The organism is Pseudomonas pohangensis, from assembly GCF_900105995.1.
Classification (GTDB): domain Bacteria; phylum Pseudomonadota; class Gammaproteobacteria; order Pseudomonadales; family Pseudomonadaceae; genus Aquipseudomonas; species Aquipseudomonas pohangensis.
This window is the reverse complement of record NZ_LT629785.1, coordinates 3,626,413-3,644,431: the sequence shown is the minus strand read 5'-3', so window position 1 is coordinate 3,644,431 and position 18,019 is coordinate 3,626,413. Positions and strand designations below refer to the sequence as shown.

Annotated in this window: 15 protein-coding genes; 9 read left to right on the top strand and 6 right to left on the bottom strand. The window is 63.2% G+C overall.

Going from position 1 to position 18,019, the window contains the following annotated elements; translation table 11 throughout:
* Window positions 1–23: 23 nt before the first annotated feature.
* Together ngg and BLT89_RS16915 are read left to right on the top strand one after the other, a co-directional pair.
* On the top strand, window positions 24–1,763 hold the full coding sequence (gene ngg, locus BLT89_RS16920) for an N-acetylglutaminylglutamine synthetase (protein WP_090198203.1): 1,740 nt from the start codon (window positions 24–26) through the stop codon (window positions 1,761–1,763).
* 121 nt (window positions 1,764–1,884) lie between these two features.
* Window positions 1,885–3,090, top strand: a complete 1,206-nt coding sequence (locus tag BLT89_RS16915) for an osmoprotectant NAGGN system M42 family peptidase (protein WP_090198200.1) — start codon at window positions 1,885–1,887, stop codon at window positions 3,088–3,090.
* Here BLT89_RS16915 and BLT89_RS16910 read toward each other — a convergent pair.
* From BLT89_RS16910 to BLT89_RS16895, 4 genes are all read right to left on the bottom strand, one after another.
* The gene (locus tag BLT89_RS16910) at window positions 3,081–4,271 is read right to left on the bottom strand and encodes an MFS transporter (RefSeq protein WP_090198197.1); all 1,191 of its coding nucleotides are present in this window, start codon (window positions 4,269–4,271) and stop codon (window positions 3,081–3,083) included. The two genes, BLT89_RS16915 and BLT89_RS16910, sit on opposite strands and share 10 nt — an antisense overlap.
* Before the next feature lie 286 nt (window positions 4,272–4,557).
* A complete protein-coding gene (locus BLT89_RS16905) occupies window positions 4,558–6,336 on the bottom strand; it encodes a virginiamycin B lyase family protein (RefSeq protein WP_090198195.1) in 1,779 nt (592 codons plus the stop codon).
* The gene (locus tag BLT89_RS16900; protein WP_090198192.1) at window positions 6,329–7,288 is read right to left on the bottom strand and encodes an SDR family oxidoreductase; all 960 of its coding nucleotides are present in this window, start codon (window positions 7,286–7,288) and stop codon (window positions 6,329–6,331) included. The genes BLT89_RS16905 and BLT89_RS16900 overlap by 8 nt, the downstream gene beginning before the upstream one ends.
* Window positions 7,285–8,193 carry a bile acid:sodium symporter family protein gene (locus tag BLT89_RS16895; RefSeq protein ID WP_090198189.1) on the bottom strand — a complete coding sequence of 303 codons (909 nt, stop codon included), beginning with the start codon at window positions 8,191–8,193 and terminating at the stop codon, window positions 7,285–7,287. The genes BLT89_RS16900 and BLT89_RS16895 overlap by 4 nt, the downstream gene beginning before the upstream one ends.
* Before the next feature lie 194 nt (window positions 8,194–8,387).
* Between BLT89_RS16895 and BLT89_RS16890 the strand changes: the two genes are divergently transcribed.
* From BLT89_RS16890 to BLT89_RS16860, 7 genes are all read left to right on the top strand, one after another.
* On the top strand, window positions 8,388–9,443 hold the full coding sequence (locus BLT89_RS16890) for a DUF5924 family protein (protein WP_090198188.1): 1,056 nt from the start codon (window positions 8,388–8,390) through the stop codon (window positions 9,441–9,443).
* 56 nt (window positions 9,444–9,499) lie between these two features.
* Complete coding sequence (locus BLT89_RS16885; RefSeq protein WP_090198184.1) at window positions 9,500–9,868, top strand: DUF2946 family protein; 369 nt, start codon at window positions 9,500–9,502, stop codon at window positions 9,866–9,868.
* A 117-nt stretch (window positions 9,869–9,985) separates the two neighbouring features.
* Window positions 9,986–12,250, top strand: a complete 2,265-nt coding sequence (locus BLT89_RS16880; RefSeq protein ID WP_090198182.1) for a TonB-dependent receptor — start codon at window positions 9,986–9,988, stop codon at window positions 12,248–12,250.
* A gap of 94 nt (window positions 12,251–12,344) precedes the next feature.
* Complete coding sequence (locus tag BLT89_RS16875; RefSeq protein WP_090198179.1) at window positions 12,345–13,475, top strand: ABC transporter permease; 1,131 nt, start codon at window positions 12,345–12,347, stop codon at window positions 13,473–13,475.
* 20 nt (window positions 13,476–13,495) lie between these two features.
* On the top strand, window positions 13,496–14,272 hold the full coding sequence (locus BLT89_RS16870) for an ABC transporter ATP-binding protein (RefSeq protein WP_172829175.1): 777 nt from the start codon (window positions 13,496–13,498) through the stop codon (window positions 14,270–14,272).
* A gap of 1 nt (window position 14,273) precedes the next feature.
* Window positions 14,274–15,212, top strand: coding sequence for an MlaD family protein (locus BLT89_RS16865; RefSeq protein WP_090198172.1), 939 nt, complete (start codon window positions 14,274–14,276; stop codon window positions 15,210–15,212).
* The gene (locus BLT89_RS16860; protein WP_090198169.1) at window positions 15,209–15,832 is read left to right on the top strand and encodes an ABC-type transport auxiliary lipoprotein family protein; all 624 of its coding nucleotides are present in this window, start codon (window positions 15,209–15,211) and stop codon (window positions 15,830–15,832) included. The genes BLT89_RS16865 and BLT89_RS16860 overlap by 4 nt, the downstream gene beginning before the upstream one ends.
* Before the next feature lie 104 nt (window positions 15,833–15,936).
* On the opposite strand, the gene BLT89_RS16855 is transcribed toward BLT89_RS16860, so the two are convergent.
* Together BLT89_RS16855 and BLT89_RS16850 are read right to left on the bottom strand one after the other, a co-directional pair.
* Window positions 15,937–17,163, bottom strand: coding sequence for a nucleoside recognition domain-containing protein (locus BLT89_RS16855; RefSeq protein ID WP_090198167.1), 1,227 nt, complete (start codon window positions 17,161–17,163; stop codon window positions 15,937–15,939).
* Between the two features lie 15 nt (window positions 17,164–17,178).
* Window positions 17,179–18,009: a peptidoglycan recognition protein family protein gene (locus tag BLT89_RS16850; RefSeq protein ID WP_090198164.1), complete on the bottom strand. Its 831-nt coding sequence runs from the start codon at window positions 18,007–18,009 to the stop codon at window positions 17,179–17,181.
* Window positions 18,010–18,019 lie beyond the last annotated feature (10 nt).

The window sequence follows — 18,019 nt, the reverse complement described above, 5'->3', positions numbered from 1 at the left end:
GAGCCACGCAAGAGGAACGACTGATGCGAACGCCCGCCATGCAGCAACGTCTGCGCCGAGGCCAGACACCCAGCTACCAGCGACTGCAGGAACAGCTGGCCAAGGATGGCAGTCCGCAAACGACACAACCGCGCATCATCCAGTGTGGCTGGGGCCGCTTGCTGTTCGGCCAGACCTTCCCTGATCCCGGCGCACTGGCGTCCGGCTTGCTGGAAGAAGCCCTCGGTGAACGCGATATCGCGCCCTATGTCGCCTCGCCGCAGCAGGTGCTGGCCCAGGCGCCACAGCAGTTGTTTCTCGATCCATCGGACATGCTGCGCCTGTGGTTCAGCGACTATCGACAGGCACGCCGCAGTTTCCGCGGCTTCAGCATTCGCCCGGTGCAGGGCGAAGCCGACTGGGAAGCAGTCAACTGCCTGTATTTGCAGCGTGGCATGCTGCCGGTTGATCCGGCGCGCATTAGCCCCAGAGAGCAGGGTGGCCCGAGCTACTGGCTGGCCGAAGACAACGACAGCGGTGAGCCGATCGGCAGCGTCATGGGCCTCAATCACGTACGTGCCTTCAATGATCCCGAGCAGGGCTGCAGCCTCTGGTGTCTGGCGGTGGCGGTGCACTGTTCGCGGCCCGGCGTCGGCGAAGCGCTGGTGCGGCATCTGATCGAACACTACCTGAGCCGTGGCCTGAACTACCTCGACCTGTCGGTGCTGCATGACAACCGGCAGGCCAGAGCGCTGTATAGCAAGCTCGGCTTTCGTGAGCTGCAAAGCTTCAGCATCAAGCGCAAGAACGGTATCAACCAGTCGCTGTTCCTCGGCCCGGGACCCGAGGCCGAACTCAACCCCTATGCACGCATCATCGTCAACGAAGCCCATCGGCGCGGCATCGAGGTGCAGGTAGAAGATGCCGAGGCCGGGCTATTCGTGCTCAATCAGGGTGGCCGGCGGATTCGCTGCCGCGAGTCACTGTCCGACCTGACCAGTGCCGTCAGCATGAGTCTGTGTCAGGACAAGCGCATGACCCACCGCGCTTTTGCCCGTGCCGAACTCAATCAGCCGGCGCAGTGTCTGGCCGGTACTCCGGAGGAGAACGCCGCATTTCTCGCCAGGCACAAAAGCGTGGTGGTCAAACCGGTAAATGGTGAGCAGGGCGAGGGCGTGGCGGTTGACCTGCGCAGCCCGGAAGCAATGGAACAGGCGATCGCGCTGGCCGCGCAGTTTGACAGCCGCGTGCTGCTGGAAAGTTTCCATGCGGGGCTCGACTTGCGCATCGTGGTCATCGGCTACGCCGTGGTAGCCGCTGCCATTCGCCGCCCGGCGGCCATTATCGGCGATGGCCAGCACTGCATCAGCGAGCTGATCGAGACGCAGAGTCGCCGCCGGCTGGCCGCCACCGGCGGCGAAAGCCGCATCCCGCTGGATGAAGAAACCCGCCGCACCGTGGCGGCAGCCGGCTTCAGCATGGACAGCCGGCTGCCGGCCGGCGAGCAGCTGATAGTGCGCAAGACCGCCAACCTGCACACCGGCGGTACGCTGGAAGACGTCACCGCCAGCCTGCATCCGCTGCTGGCCGAAACCGCCGTCGCCGCCGCCCGCGCGCTGGAAATTCCGGTGGTTGGCCTTGACCTGCTGGTACCTGCCGCCGACCAGCCTGATTACGTGCTGATCGAGGCCAACGAGCGCGTCGGTCTGGCCAACCATGAACCGCAACCCACCGCCGAGCGTTTTCTCGACCTGCTGTTTCCGCTGAGCCAGGTGGTCGGCTGAACAGTTATCGCAGGGTGGGCTTCTGCCCACCATTATCTGTGCAGATTATTCCGGTGGGCTGGAGCCCGCCCCACGTACCCTCAAAACAGGGTCTTCAAGCAAACCCGTTCAAGGAGCCCGTATGTCCAATCCACAGGCCGAATCCGATCTCGCTTACCTGCAGCGTGTGCTGCTGGAAATGCTCGCCATTCCCAGCCCTTCGGGTTTTACCGACACTATCGTGCGCTACATTGCCGAGCGGCTCGACGAGCTGGAGATTCCCTTCGAGCTGACCCGCCGCGGCACTATTCGCGCCACCCTGCGCGGCCGCCAGAGCGAGTACGACCGCTTCGACCGTGCCGTCTCGGCCCACCTCGACACCATTGGTGCCAGCGTGCGCGAGATCAAGGACAACGGCCGCATGGCACTGGCGCCGATCGGTTGCTGGTCCAGCCGGTTTGCCGAAGGCAGCCGGATAAGCCTGTTCACCGATAACGGCGTGCTGCGCGGCAGCGTGCTGCCACTGCTGGCCTCGGGGCATGCCTTCAACACCGCCGTGGACGAGTTGCCGGTAAGCTGGGATCACGTCGAGTTGCGTCTGGATGCGCAGTGCAACAGCCGCGCTGAAGGCGAAAATCTGGGCATCGGCATCGGTGATTTTGTCGCCTTCGATCCGCTGCCGGAATTTACCGAAAGTGGTCATATCAGCTCCCGCCATCTCGACGACAAGGCCGGAGTTGCCGCATTGCTCGCCTCACTCAAGGCCATTCGCGATGGCAACCTGCAACCGCTGATCGACTGCCATATGCTGTTCACCATCACCGAGGAAGTCGGTTCCGGCGCCGCCGCTGCAATGCCCTGGGATGTCAGCGAATTCGTCGGCATCGATATCGCCCCGGTAGCCGCCGGGCAGAACTCCAGCGAGCAATGCGTCAGTGTGGCCATGCAGGATTCCGGCGGGCCTTACGACTATCACCTGTCGCGGCATCTGTTGCGGCTGGCCAGCGACGGCGAGATTCCGGTGCGCCGGGATCTGTTCCGTTACTACCACAGTGACGCGCAGTCGGCGGTGACCGCCGGCCACGATATCCGCACTGCGCTGCTGGCCTTCGGTTGCGACGGCACCCATGGCTATGAACGCACGCATATCGACAGTCTGGCCGCACTGACCCGGCTGCTGACGGCCTACATCCTCAGCCCGCCGGTGTTCGCCAGCGATGCGCAACCGGGCAACGAGCAGTCACTGGAGCGCTTCAGTCACCAGATCGAGCTCGACACCCAGCTGGCTAGTGATACCCGCCTGCCAAGCCTGGGCAGCTTGCTCGATGTGCGCAAGGATCAACCGTAGGCACGCAGCAAGCGCAGACGCCAGGCCGCCGCGAGAAACAGGCAGCTCAGGACCGCGCCACACAGCAGCAGGCCCTGACTGGCTGGCAGCACTTCCAGCAACAGCCCGGCACCCAGCCCGCCGGCGGCCGGGATCACCTGGCTGGTGACGGTATAGATGCTCAGCAGGCGACCGCGAAACTGTGCCTCGCTCTCCTGCTGCAACAGGGCGACCACCAGGCTGATGGCCACTCCGGCACAGATACCGTTGAGGCCGAGAAACAGCAGCGCCGTAGCCAGGGTTTCACTGTTGCCCAGCAGAATCAGCCCGCCACCACTGATCACTGCGGCCAGCAGCAGCACCCGGCCCTGACCAAAATGTTTGGCCAACGGCAAGGCGATGGCGCCACCGATCAGGAACGCCAGCGCCAGCGCACCGAGGAACATGCCACGCTGCATTTCCCCCAGTTGCAGAGTCTGCTGGGCGAAGCGCGGCAACATCACCTGAATCGGCCCCATGGCCAGATAGATCAGCACCGCGGTGAGCAAGGCCTGTCCCAGCAAGGTTGAACTGCGCGCGTAACGAAAGCCCTGGCGGACGCGCTCGAAGACATGCCCTTCGCCACCCAGCGCGGGCACCTTCAGCCCGACCAGCATCAGCGTGGCCAGCGAGAACAGGCCCAGACCACAGAGCTGTACGGCAGTCCAGCCACCTTGTACGCGGGCAAACGCCAGCAACAACGGCGCCAGGCCAAAGCCGAGCATGACAAACAGGTTGAACACCACCGCCAGCTTGGCCTGCCTGGCACCGGCCATGCGCCCGAGCAACGCCATGCGTGCCGGTGCCAGCAATGACCAGCCGATACCTGCCGAACCGGCACCGAGCAGGTACAGGGCGACGCCGTAGGTATCGGCATGGCTGGCTGCGGCCAGCAGGGCCAGCGCGACAAAGAACGCGCCGTGGGCAATCTGCGCGATGCGCTGCGGCGAGTACTGGTCGCACCAGGCGCCGGCCGGCCAGCCGAGCAGCAGCGGCACGCCGAAACACAGGGCGAAGCCGGCACCGGCCAGCGCATCCCGCTGCCAGACATCCTGGGCAAACAGGATCACCGTGTAGTTGGTCAGGTGTCCGGCGAGAAACCCGGCCAGGCAGGAGATGAAAAAGCGCGTCAGTTCGGCGCGGCTGTAAGTCTGTGTGGGCAAGGTGTTCTCCGGAAATCCAGGTACAGCGCGATGTTGCAAAGCGGCTCCTCTCCCACTGCGGGAGCATCGCCCCGGCGGGAGCTTTCTTCATCAGGGACCGATTAGCGCCGGCTTTATCGCGGCGGGTCGCCGCTCCCACTATTTGTTGCCACACGCACTGCTGCGCACCCTTTCAGCGGCACAAGCGTGGCAGCGCTCGAAGCAGTGATCGTGGCCCTGACCGCGCAACAGACGCCACTGCGCTGCCAGAGCCGCTCCTGCACCAGCGAGCGGCGCTGGCGGCACATTACTCGCCCGGCTGCAGATGAATCAGCGTTGGCTGGCCGTCTTCGATCTGCCAGCTGGGGAACGCGCCATTGGTGGTGTAGACGCTGCCATCTTCGGCAATCTCGATGTCGCGGGTGAAGGTCACCTTGCGCGGCATCGGGAAGGTGTCCCATGCACCGCTGGCAATATCCATGCGCAGCAGGCTGTCCGAGGAGGTACCGGTGACCCAGAGCTTCTGCCGCTTGCGGTCAACGTTCAGCGCGTAAGGAGTTTCCACATTGTTCAGCGCGCTGGGCAGCGGGTAATCCTTGAAGCTGCCATCGGCCGGGCTGTAGCGCACCACCTTGCCTTCCGGGAAGGCAGCAATCCACACATCGCCAACGGCATCCACGCGCAGCCGGCGTGGTGCCTGGAACGGCGTGTCGATGATCTGCACACTGTCATCCTTGGGGTCGATCACGCCGATCGAGTTGGCGTGCAGGCGGGCGAACCAGACCTTGCCGTCCGGTGCCACGTCGATGCCATACGGCATCGGCATGCCGGTCACCTGCTTGTCGATCGGCAGCCAGTGCATCGGCAGGCCCCAGTTCATCAGCTTGCGCACCACATTGCTGAGCGCCAGGCTGACCTCTTCCTTGGTGTCGCGCGCCGGCAGGGTGTACAGATGGAACTCGCCGGTCTTGCGATCAAACCGTGCGACCTGATTGGACAGCGCCAGGGTGAACCAGACATTGTCCTGCTGGTCGACGCGCACGGTATGCGGGTACAGACCCTCGTCGAAGCGGTGCACGGTGAACTGCTTGGTCTGCGGGTCGAATTCGAACAGACGGCGCTGCAGCGATGGCGTGATGAAGATATGCCCATCGACCGTCGACTCGGCAAAGGAGTGAATCCCGGCGGTGGTTTCCAGTTTCGGGAAGGTCTTCAGGCGACCGCTGAACATGCCGCCGATTTCGTCATCGGGATCGACCGGCGTCTTGTAGACCAGGGTCTGGCCGGTCTTCGGGTCGATTTCCCACAGGCGATCCTGCAGGTTGTCGCCAACGTAAATCTTGCCGTTGGCGGCCACCAGCAGATCATGCATCTGCGAGAACGGGTCGCCGATCGGCCATTCGGTAATGGTTGAACCGGCCAGTTGCGCTTCCCAGGCCTTGGCCTTGAGGACCTTTTCCGGATGATTGCGCAGATCGGTATAACCCTTCTGGAAGGTTTCGATCAGCTTGGGCTGCAACTCGCTGGCCGGACGCGCACCGTAACCGATCATGCGCTCAAGCACCTGCTGCCACTCTTCGGTACTGCGCTCGCGGCGCATGAAGAAGCTGCCCTGCTGGTGACAGAAACCACACTGCTCGAGGGCCATTTTCTTCAACTCCTCGTCGCCGCCAAAGTCCAGCGCGGCGAACCAGGCGTTGGCCGGTTGCTGGGCGGCGAGGGCGGCCACATCGGTCTCGGGCTCGAGCTGCAGGCTCAGTTGGGCATCACTGGCCACGGCGGTCTGCTGCAGATCCTTGTAACCCGGCACGCGCACCCGCAGGTTTACCGCGCCAGGCTCGGGATACACCACATTGAGCTGGCCATCGGGACCGGCAAAACCGGTAATTTCCGGACTGATACGTTGCTCGGTGCCCTCGCGCGGGTAGCCGTTGTCGTCACCGGCGGCACGCAACGGCCGCTCGGCCTTGACCGTGACCATGGCCAGCGCCAGTGGCTGCCCGTCGGCACCGGTAATGGTCAGATCCAGCGCGGCGGCCGGGGCGGTTACGGCCAGCATGGCCAGGCTCAGAAAACTCTTACGCATGGGGGACTCCTTGTGCATCGAGAAACGCCATGAACGCCTCGCGGCTGGTATAGCGCGGGGTGTAACCGAACTCTTCCTTCAACCGGCGATTGGCCAGTACCGGACGATAGCGCAGAAAATCCAGCTGCTCCGGGCCGTACTGGGTCAGACCCAGCGGCTTGAGTACGCGCAGGGCAAACTGCAGCAGGCCGGGTGACAGCGGGCGATAAGGTTTTTGCAGGATGCTGGCCAGCTCACGCAGGCTGAGGGCGCCGTCACCGGCCAGGTTATAGATGCCGGAGCAGCCTTTCTCCAGACCCTTGGTAATGATACTGACCACGTCCTGATCCCAGATGAACACGAAGCGGCTGTCGCTGCCCTTGATCCCCAGCACCGATTTTTTCTTGAACATGTCGGTGATCTGGTTGTTCACCCGCTTGCCGAGGATGGTGCCCGGACGCAGGATCAACTGGCGCAGCTCGGGATGTTCGACACGCGCCCTGGCGAGCATTTCTTCCACTTCGCGCTTGTGCCTGGCGTAGGCAAATTTGGCATGCCCGCGCAACGGATCATTTTCATCAATCCATTCGGCGTTTTCCGGGTAGTAGCCGTAGGCCGCACCGGAACTGGTGACGATCAGCTGGCGTACGCCGTTTTCCGCGGCTGCCTGGAGGATGCTGCGGGTGCCTTCGACGTCGATGGCATGCAGTACGGCATCGGTCATGCCCGGCGGCGGATTGACCACCGACGCCAGGTGCACGATGGCATCCGGCTTGTGCGTGGCCACGGCAGCCAGCACCGCGCGGTGCTGGCTGATATCCAGCACCATGGCCTCGGTATTCGGGCGCAACGCCTTCGGATTCAGCGCACGCACATCGCTGGCGACCAGCGACCATTCCGGATGCTGTACTGCCAGTGCTTCAAGCAGCTGACTGCCAATGAAACCGGCGGCGCCGGTAATGAGAACCTTCATGCCAAATGCTCCTTGTGAACATGGGGCGCGTGACGCCGCCAGAGTAATACCAGCAACAGGCCGGAAACGATGTGCCAGGTGCCCCACAGCGCGGCTATCAGCGCCATGTCCGGCTCGGCGCCGAACTGGGTGAGAATCAGCCCCAGCGCCAGCCCGGAGTTCTGCATGCCGACCTCGATGGTCAGCGCACGCCGGTCACCGTCAGCCACGCCGAACAGGCTCGCCGCGCTCCAGCCCAGCAGCAGGGCGGCAGCATTCTGCGCCACCACCAGCAGGAAGATCAGGCCGACATTGGCCACCAGCATGTCCCAGTTGGTATAGATGGCAATACCGAGAAACAGGCCGAAGGCACTCATCGACAAGCGCTTGAACAGCGGCAGAATCAGTTGCGTGAAGCGCGGGAACAGGTTGCCCACCAGCATGCCGGAGAGCAGTGGCAGCACCAGCATCAGCAACAGGCCCATGACGATACCGCCGGAATCCACGTCCAGCGTACCCATTTCGCCGGCCAGAAAGGCGGCGGTTTCCGGGTTGAGACTGGAGATCAGGGCGAAATTCAATGGCAGGGTAATGATTGCCAGCAGACTGGAGACGCTGGTCACACTGACCGACAGTGCCGTGTTGCCACGCGCCAGATGGGTGATGATGTTCGACATGTTGCCGCCCGGACAGCAGGCCACCAGCATCATGCCCAGTTCCAGCCCGGGCCGCAGGTCAAGAAACAGCGTTACCAGCAGCGTCAGCCAGGGCAGCAGCAGGCACTGACAGATCAGGCCGATCATCACCGGCAGCGGCTTGCGCAAGACAAAGCGGAAATGCGCCAGCTTCAGCTCCAGCGCCACGCCGAACATCATCGCGGCAAGCACCAGGCCGAGGACGACCTGCTGGCTTTCGTCGTAATTCATAGGTCTGCTCTCGAAGGGGAAAACACCACTGGACATAGCGTAGACATAATCAGCAAGACCTACAGTGGCAGTAGCGGACAACAGCCATGGCCATTCATGCCAGCGGCACCGTTAGTCGCCGTCCGCGGCAACGCTCTTCTCACTCCGGCGGCCGGCCAGTATCCTGCCCAACCCCACCGGACAGCCCACTGCACATGTTGCGCAAAGTTCACTCCCTGGCCACCAGCAGCCGCCCCGCACGCTTTCTCAAACAGCACCTGCTGCAGCTGATTGCGCTGACCCAGCGTTATCCGTGGGTAATTGCGCTGTACGGATTTGTCTCCGGGGTGGCGAGCTTCATCCTGGTGGATCGCCAGGACCGGCTGGCGGCACTGATCGCCATCCTGATGCTGGTCACCTGGCTGTTCCTGATGCTCGAAAGCGCCTTCAACCAGCGCCTGGCGCGCTGGTTTGGCATCGAGTTGCCGGTCTGGCTGGTGCGCTTTGTAACGCAGATGATTCACCAGCAGAGCCTGTTTTTCGTTCTGCCATTCTTCGCCATGAGTACTGCCTGGGACAGTGGCCAGCTGGTCTTCACCGGCCTGCTCGGCAGCGCTGCACTGATTTCCGTGGTCGACCCGCTGTATTACAACTGGCTGGCGTCGCTGCGCTGGCTGTATCTGGCCTTTCACAGCCTGACACTGTTTGCCGTGATGCTTACGGCGCTGCCGATCATCCTGCACCTGACCACCGCGCAGAGTTACCAGCTGGCGCTGCTGGTCACCGTACTGCTGGCCTTTCCTACCCTGGCCACCAGCCTGCGGCTGGCAAGCCGCTGGCGCTGGCTGGCAGTGCTGCTGCTGAGTGCAACGCTGCTCGGTGGCGGCTGGCTGGCGCGGCCCTGGATACCGCCAGCCACGCTGCGTCTGACCGATATGGCGATCAGCCTGCAACTGAACAACAAGTTGCGCACGCCCGGTGCTTCACTGGAAGAGTTCACCCACGCCCAGCTGCGCCGGCGCGGACTCTATGCCTTCACCGCAATCAGCGCACCGCGCGGCCTGAAAGAGCGCATCTACCATGTGTGGCGGCACAACGGCCGGGTCATCGACCGCATAGCCCTGGACATCCAGGGCGGCATCAATGGCGGTTACCGGGCCTGGAGTTACAAGCAGAACTTCCCCAGTGACTCCCTCGGCGACTGGCAGGTCGAGGTGCTCACCGCCGGCGGCCAGGTGATCGGCGTGCTGCGCTTCAACGTCACGCCCTGAGCGCTGCGACAAAAAGTGCCAGTTGTCACCCGGTGTTGCGCTGCTAGACTGCGTCGATGAATTTTGCCCGTACCAACCGCGCCGTGATTGCCCTGCTGCTGTACAGCTGCATGCTGTTCAGCAGCTTTGCCTGCGCGCTCGGTCACGGCCAAAGCAGTGGCTTGCAACTCAGCGGCATTGCCCAGCTGCAATGCGGCAGCGGCAGCAATGCCGGCAAAGACTTGCCGGCCGCACCCAGTTCGACGGTGTCTTTCGAGTGCCCGGCCTGTAACGGGCATAATCTGCTGCCCGGCACCTTTGCCGGCTGGTCTTTGCAGTTACCCGCCTGGCCGTCCGGCACTCCGGGCGAGGCTGGTGATACGCCAGCACTGTTCACCGCGACCGTCTGGCCGCCGGCCAATCCGCGCGCCCCACCTCTGGTTTAACCCTCCGTCATACCCTGTTCAGCGCCCCTGCGCGCTTGCCTGACTACGCCTGCCTGGTGGTTTTCGGGCGGGTGGCAGCGGCGCTGCCGTGACCCGTTACACCATGAGAAACCACACATGTATAAGAATTTTATTCGCCTACTGACTGCCAGCCAGTTGTGTCTCTGGCTGCCCGTCGTGCAGGCCGCCGACACCACCCCACCCCTGCTGATCACCCATGGCGCACCCGGAGCAGCGGTTCCGCGCAGCCAGCAAGCGGAACTGCCGGGCAGCACCAGCGTCGATCAGCAGACACTGGAAAACCTCGCTCCGGCCAGTAGCGACAGCGCCAGCCTGTTGCGCAATGTGCCGGGTGTCAGCCTGAATGGCGCCGGCGGCTTTTCCAGCCTGCCGGCGATCCGCGGGCTGGCCGATGACCGCCTGCGGATCAAGGTCGATGGCATGGATCTGGTTGCCTCCTGCCCGAATCACATGAACCCGGCGCTGTCCTACATCGACCCGAGCAATGTCGGCAGCCTGACGGTGTTTGCCGGCATCACCCCGGTCAGTGTCGGCGGCGACAGCATTGGCGGCACCATCATTGCCGAAAGCATCCCGCCCGAGTTTGCCGCGTTAGGCGCGGAGAGCATCAACAAGGGTGAAATCGGCGGTTTCTATCGCAGCAACAACAACGCGCGCGGCGGCAATTTCTCCGCCACCCATGCCGAGGAAGCCTTCAACCTCAACTACAACACCAGCTACAGCAAGGCTGACAACTACATGGCCGGCAGTGATTTCAAGGACAGCACCGTCACCGGCCAGGTCGGCAACAGCTCGCCGCTGGATGAGGTGGCCTCCACTGCCTACGAGAACCGCAGCCAGAACCTCGGCATGGCAATCAAGCTCGGCGATGACCTGCTCGACCTGAAGTATGCCTACCAGAAAGTGCCGCAGGAGCTGTTCGCCAACCAGCGCATGGATCTCACCGACAACACCCAGAACCGCGTCAATCTGCGCTACCTGAGCCAGTTCGACTGGGGCGAGCTGGAGGCCGGCGCCTACCACGAGAAAGTCGACCACCAGATGGACTTCGGCCCGGACAAGCGCTTCTGGTACGGCATGGCATCCACCGCGCCGGGAGGCAATGGTCAGCCCTGCACGGTTTCCATCAACTGTGCGGCGGGCATGCCGATGTCCAGCGAAGGCAAGACCAGCGGTGCCACGCTCAAGGCCAGCATCGATCTGTCAGCGCTGGATGTGCTGCGCATCGGTAGCGAATACCAGCATTACCGTCTGGATGATTACTGGAAGCCATCGGGCGGCATGATGATGTGGCCCGACACCTTCGAAAATATCAACGACGGTCAGCGTGACCGCACCGCGCTGTTTTCCGAATGGGAGTCGCAGGTCACCCCGGACTGGCTGACGCTGCTCGGCGTGCGCTATGAAGCGGTACATATGGATGCCGGCGACGTACAGGGCTATAGCAGCACCGGGATGATGAATCCGACCAATGCCCAGGCTGCTGCCTTCAATGCCAGCGACCGCAGCCAGACTGACAACAACTGGGACGCCACCGCACTGGCGGCCTACAGCGTCGACAGCAATCTGGACGTGGAATTCGGTTATGCGCGCAAGGTGCGCTCACCCAATCTGTACGAGCGCTACACCTGGTCAAGCTGGACCATGGCTTCGATCATGAACAACTTCGCCGGCGACGGTAACGGCTATGTCGGTGACATCAACCTTGATCCGGAAACCGCCAACACCTTCTCCACCACCCTTGACTGGCACAGCAGCGACCGCCGCAGCGAACTCAAGGTCACGCCTTTCTACACCCGGGTCAATGACTATATCGATGCAATCCCTGCGCCCGGCACCAGCTTTGTCGATGACCAGTTCAATGTCCTGCAATACAGCAACCAGTCGGCACGCCTGTATGGTGTGGATGTTTCCGGCAAGCTGCCGCTGGCCAGCAACGCGCTGGGCAACTGGGGTGTGGAAGGGCTGGTGAACTACACCAACGGCAAGAACCGCGACACCGATGACGAGCTGTACAACATCATGCCGCTCAACGGCAAGCTGGCGCTCACCCAGTACAGCGGTGGCTGGAGCAGCGCCTTCGAGGTGGTTGCCGTGACCTCCAAGGACCAGGTATCGGATGTGCGCAACGAGGTGCAGACCGCCGGCTACACGCTGTACAACCTGCGCCTCAGCCACAGCTGGGAGCAGGTGCGGCTGGACGTCGGCGTAGAAAACCTCAGTGACAAGTTCTATTACCTGCCTACCGGTGGCACCTACACCGCGCAAGGCACCACCATGGGCATCAACAGCATCCCCTGGGGTATCGGCGTACCGGGCATGGGCCGCTCGTTCTACACCGGGGTAAATGTGTCCTTCTGAGGCACTGGTGCGCCTGCCGGAACGTCGAGCATGACAGCACGGCAGGCGCGCGATAAGGTTTTGCCGAGGTCCAATCTCGGCTAACCTTCACGCTATGCACACACCAGCCCAACCCCCTTTGCTGCATTTCGACGCCAACCACCTGCGTATCAGCGGTGACTGGACGCTGCCTCACTATGCGCAGCTGGAACAACAGCTGGCGGCCATTGCGCTACCCGTCAGCAACGCCCAGACGCTCGATCTGAGCCAGTTGCAGGCGCTGGATACTGCCGGCGCCAACCTGCTGGTGCGGCTGCTCGGCTGCCCGCGCGCGCGCGACCTGATCAACCAGCCGGACAGTCTGCCGGCGGCACGTCTGGCACTGCTGGAAACGGTGGTCAGTGCCCTAGAGCAGGATCAACCGGCGCTAGCGACCAAACCACGGCAAACGCCGGTGGAAATGCTCGCCGAACTGGGCGCCGGCACCCAGCGCTTCGGCGGCGAGGTGCTGGAGCTGCTGGCCTTTGTCGGGCTGATTCTCGATACGCTGGTACGCAGCCTGTTGCACCCCCGGCGCTGGCGCGTCACCTCGCTGGTGGCGCAAATGCAGAACACCGGCCTGAATGCCCTGCCGATCGTGGCTTTGCTGACCTTTCTGGTCGGCTGCGTGGTGGCCTTCCTCGGCGCCACTGTGCTGGAGCGCTTCGGCGCCAGCATCTATACCGTGGCGCTGGTGGCGCTGGCCTTCCTGCGCGAATTCGGCGTGCTGCTGACCGCCATCCTGCTCGCCGGACGCACTGCCAGCGCCTTTACCGCGCAGATCGGCTCGATGAAGGTCAACGAAGAGATCGACGCAATCCGCACCCTCGGCCTGAATCCGGTCGAACTGCTGGTGTTGCCGCGGGTGCTGGCGCTGCTGGTGACGCTGCCGCTGCTGACCTTTATCGCCATGCTCTGCGGCATTTTCGGTGGCGCGGTGGTGTGCCTGCTGGCGCTGGATATTTCGCCGACGCTGTTCCTCTCGATCCTGCACGACATTCCGGCGCGGCACTTCTGGGTCGGTATCGGCAAGGCGCCGGTGTATGCCTTCCTGATCGCCGCCATTGGCTGTCTGGAAGGCTTCCGGGTCAGCGGCAGCGCCGCTTCGGTCGGTGAACACACCACCTCCAGCGTGGTCCAATCGATTTTCGTGGTGATCGTGCTCGACGCCCTGTTTGCGCTGTTTTTCATGGAGATGCACTGGTGAGCGCGCCAACTACCAGCGAAGTGGTGGTCGAGGTGCGCGGCCTGTGCAACCGCTTTGGCCGGCAGTCGGTGCACGAGAACCTCGATCTGGATATCCGCCGTGGCGAAATTATCGGCGTGGTCGGCGGCTCGGGTACCGGCAAGTCGGTGCTGCTGCGCAGCATTGTCGGCCTGCGCCAGCCGAGTGCCGGTTCAGTCCGGGTGTTCGGTGAAAACCTGCAAGACCTGGGGCCGGCACAGCGGGCCAAGGTCGAACGGCGTTTCGGCGTGCTGTTTCAGCAGGGCGCACTGTTTTCTTCGCTGACGGTGACGGAAAACATCGCCCTGCCGCTGATCGAAAACGCCGGGCTGAAGCGCCCCCAGGCCGAACAGCTGGCACAGCTCAAGTTGCTGCTGGCCGGACTGCCGGCCAATGCCGGCGCCAAGTATCCGTCCGAGCTGTCCGGCGGCATGATCAAGCGTGCCGCCCTGGCGCGCGCCCTGGCTCTCGACCCGGACATCCTGTTTCTCGATGAGCCCACCGCCGGCCTCGATCCGATCGGCGCCGCCGCCTTTGACCAGCTGCTGCTGACCCTGCGCGATGCGCTGGGTCTGAGCGTGTTTCTGGTCACCCATGATCTGGATACGCTGTACACCATCACCGACCGGGTCGCCGTGTTGTCGCAGAAACGCGTGCTGGTCGCCGACACGCTGCAGCGCGTCGCCGCGACCGACGACCCCTGGATCCAGGAATATTTCCACGGCCCGCGCGGACGCGCCGCCGAACAGGCAGCCGAACGGCTGCAGGAGCCCGAGTAACATGGAAACCCGCGCACATCACGTCATCATCGGCCTGTTTACCCTGCTCGCGGCGGGTGGCGCCATGCTGTTTGCCCTGTGGCTGGGCAAGTCCAGCCTGGACAGCAGCTATGCCCGCTACGAGGTGGTCTTCGAGGAGGCCGTCACCGGCCTGTCGACTGGCAGTCCGGTACAGTTCAACGGCATCAAGGTCGGCGAAGTGGTGCAACTGCGGCTGGATGAGACCGACCCGAACAAGGTACTGGCGACCATTCGCGTGGGCGCCAGTACGCCGGTACGGGAGAACACCACGGCCAAACTGTCGCTGGCCGGTGTTACCGGCACTTCGTTTATCCAGCTCAGCAGCGGGCCGGGCAACAGTCCGCCGCTGACTTCCCGCTCCGGCAAGCTGCCGCAAATTTTTGCCCAACCTTCCTCCATCAGTCGCCTGCTGGCGGATGGTACCGACCTGTTCAGCAAGATCAGTGAACTGCTGGGCAACGCCAACAAGCTGTTCTCGGCACAGAACTCGGAGAATCTCGGCAAAACCCTGGCCAATCTGGAACAGACCACCGGAGCAATTGCCGCCCAGCGTGACGATTTCAAAAAGCTCTTCGGCGAATTTTCGACGCTGGCCAACCAGGCCAACAAAAGCCTTGAGCAAGCCACCCGGCTGCTGGCCACCAGCAACCGCCTGCTGGACGATCAAGGTGCCGCCGCGCTCAGCGATCTGCAGCAAACCATGGCCTCCCTGCAGCGCAGCAGTGCCAGTGTGGAAAACCTCCTGCAACAGAATCAGGGCTCGCTGAATCAGGGCATGCAAAGCCTGGGCAATCTGCAGCCGGCGCTGCAGGAGCTGCGCGAAACCCTGAGCAACCTGCGCAACATCAGTCAGCGCGTCGAGGACAATCCGGCCGGCTATCTGCTCGGTCGCGAACAAGCCAAGGAGTTCCAGCCATGAGTGCTTTTCACCGGGGTGTACGCCAGCTGCTTGCCATCGGCAGCTTCAGCCTGCTGGCAGCCTGCTCGATCCTGCCCAGGAGCGAGCCGGTGCAGATCTACCTGCTGCCCGGCCAGACCACGGCCGCCAGCCAGGCCGGCGCCGTCAGCTGGTCATTGCGCCTGAATACACCGCAAGCCAGTCAGGCACTGAACAGCACGCGCATCGCCGTGGTGCCGCAGCCCAATGAATTCAGTACCTATGCCGGCAGCAGCTGGAGCGATCCGGCGCCGCGCCTGGTGCGCAATCACCTGCTCAAAGCCTTCCAGAACGATGGCAGGGTACCGGCCCTGAGTAGCGATGATGCCAACCTGCAGGCCGATCTGCAGCTGGGTGGCGAGCTGCAAGCCTTCCAGAGCGAATACCGCAATGGCAGTGTCAGCGTGGTGATCCGCCTGCAGGCACAACTGGTCGACAACCGGCAGCAGATACTCGCCAGCCGGCACTTCGAGGTTATCCAGCCGGTGCAGGGCACTGCAGTACCTGCCGTGGTCAGCGCCTTTGGCCAGGCCAGCGACCAGCTGGCCGCGCAGTTGCTGCAATGGGTGCTGGCGCAAGGCAACGCGCAGCCACACTTGTAGGGTGGGCTTCAGCCCAGCGCACCGCGCGAGCATTACCCTGGTGGGCTCACGCCCACCCTACTACTCATAGCCCAGCAACTGCCCGTTCCCGCGAACCCAGTATTTCAGCCAAAGAACCAGTAGCACACGCCGATCGCCGCCAGCACACCGGCAAAGTCGGCAAGCAGGGCGCAACCCACCGCGTGGCGGGCACGCTGGATGCCGACGGCGCCGAAGTACACCGCCAGCACATAGAAGGTGGTCTCGGTGCTGCCCTGTACCGTGGCCGCGAGCAGGGCAGGGAAGCTGTCGACACCGTGGGTTTGCATGGTTTCAATCAGCATGGCACGCGCCGCACTGCCGGAGAACGGCTTGACCAACGCCGTGGGCAAGGCCTCGACAAAACGCGTATCCAGCCCCAGCGCGGTAACCGCCCAGCGGATGCCATCGAGCAAGGCTTCCAGCGCCCCGGAAGCGCGCAATACGCCGACCGCGCAAAGCATTGCCACCAGGTAGGGCAGCAGGCTTTTGGCCACCTCGAAGCCTTCCCTGGCGCCATCGACGAAGGCCTCGTAGACCGGCACCTTGCGCAACCAGCCGCACAGCAGAAAAATCAGGATCAGACCAAACAGGATCAGGTTGCCGAGCAGTGACGACAAGGCTGCCAGAGCCGTGGCATTCAGCGTAGCCAGCAGCGCCATGAAGGCGCCCAGCAGCAGTGCACCGGGTATCAGGTAGGCCAGCACCACCGGATCCCACAACTTCAGCCTTTGCATGAAGGCCACCGACAGCAACCCGACCAGTGTCGAGGCACTGGTCGCCAGCAGTATCGGCAGGAATACCAGCGTCGGATCCACTGCACCCTGCTGCACGCGGTACATGAAGATGCTTACCGGCAGCAGGGTCAGCGATGAGGCGTTGAGTACCAGAAACAGGATCTGCGCGTTGCTCGCCACCGTTGCACTGGGGTTGAGCTCCTGCAGGGCACGCATGGCCTTGAGGCCAATCGGCGTCGCCGCGTTGTCCAGCCCCAGACCGTTGGCGGCAAAGTTCAGGGTGATGAAACCCAGTGCCGGATGGTCGCGTGGCACCCCGGGCATCAAGCGCGCAAACAATGGCCCGAGCAGCCGCGCCAGCGCATCGACCAGCCCGGCACGTTCGGCAATCTTCAGGAAGCCGAGCCACAGGGTGAGGGTGCCGAACAACAGGATCATCACCTCGACCGACAGCCTGGCCATGGCAAACAGGCTTTCCACCATGGCCGCCCAGACCCCGGGATCGCCACCGAACCAGCGCAGCAAACCGGCCAGCGCCGCGGTGAGGAAAAAGCCCAGCCAGAGTCCGTTAAGCATGCCGGTTGACTCCCTTCAAGGTTGCGCCGGTGTGTTCAGTACCGCCAGCAAGGCGGCGGTTTGCGCATCCGCCACACCGTCGAAGCGCTCCGGCCGGTATTTCATCTGGAACGCGGCCAGTACATTGCGTGTCTGCTGATCAAACTCGCCGCTGAAACTGATTTCAAAACCGACGACATGCAGCTGTTGCTGGAACCACAGCGCGTCGGGTAAACCGCTGCTGTAGCCGGCTTGCAGGGCCGCCACCCGGTCTGCCGCCGGCCAGCGGATCAGGCCGGCATCGGCCAGGCGCTTCCACGGAAACAGCGGCCCCGGATCGACCTTGCGCTGCGGGGCAATATCACTGTGACCGATGATGCTGTCGACAGGCAGCTCATGCCGTTGCTGGATGTCCTTGAGCAAGCGGATCAACTGATCGATCTGGCCATCCGGATAGGCAAACCAGACACGCCCCTGCTCCGTCTCGCGGTAACCCGGATTGACCAGCTCGATGCCTATCGAGCTGGCATTCAGCCAGGTCCGCCCCTGCCACTGACTGTTGCCGGCATGCCAGGCACGGCGATTCTCGTCCACCAGCCGGTAAATGGTCGGCGGTGTATCGTTGATCAGATAATGACTACTGACGCCTTTCTCGGTCAGGGTTTTCAGCGACTGTTTCAGGTCGCTGGAGGTGTAGTGCAGCACCACGAACTGCACACGGCTGTCCTGGTTCTGTGAGACATGCTCGGTGTTGATCTGCAGTGCGCCACAGGCACTCAGCAGCAACAACAACGGCACACCGGCCAGGGCCTTTAACCTGCTGAACCACAGCGGCTTGCAGAAATAAGCGGTTGAAGCATTGAACATGAGATTGCCT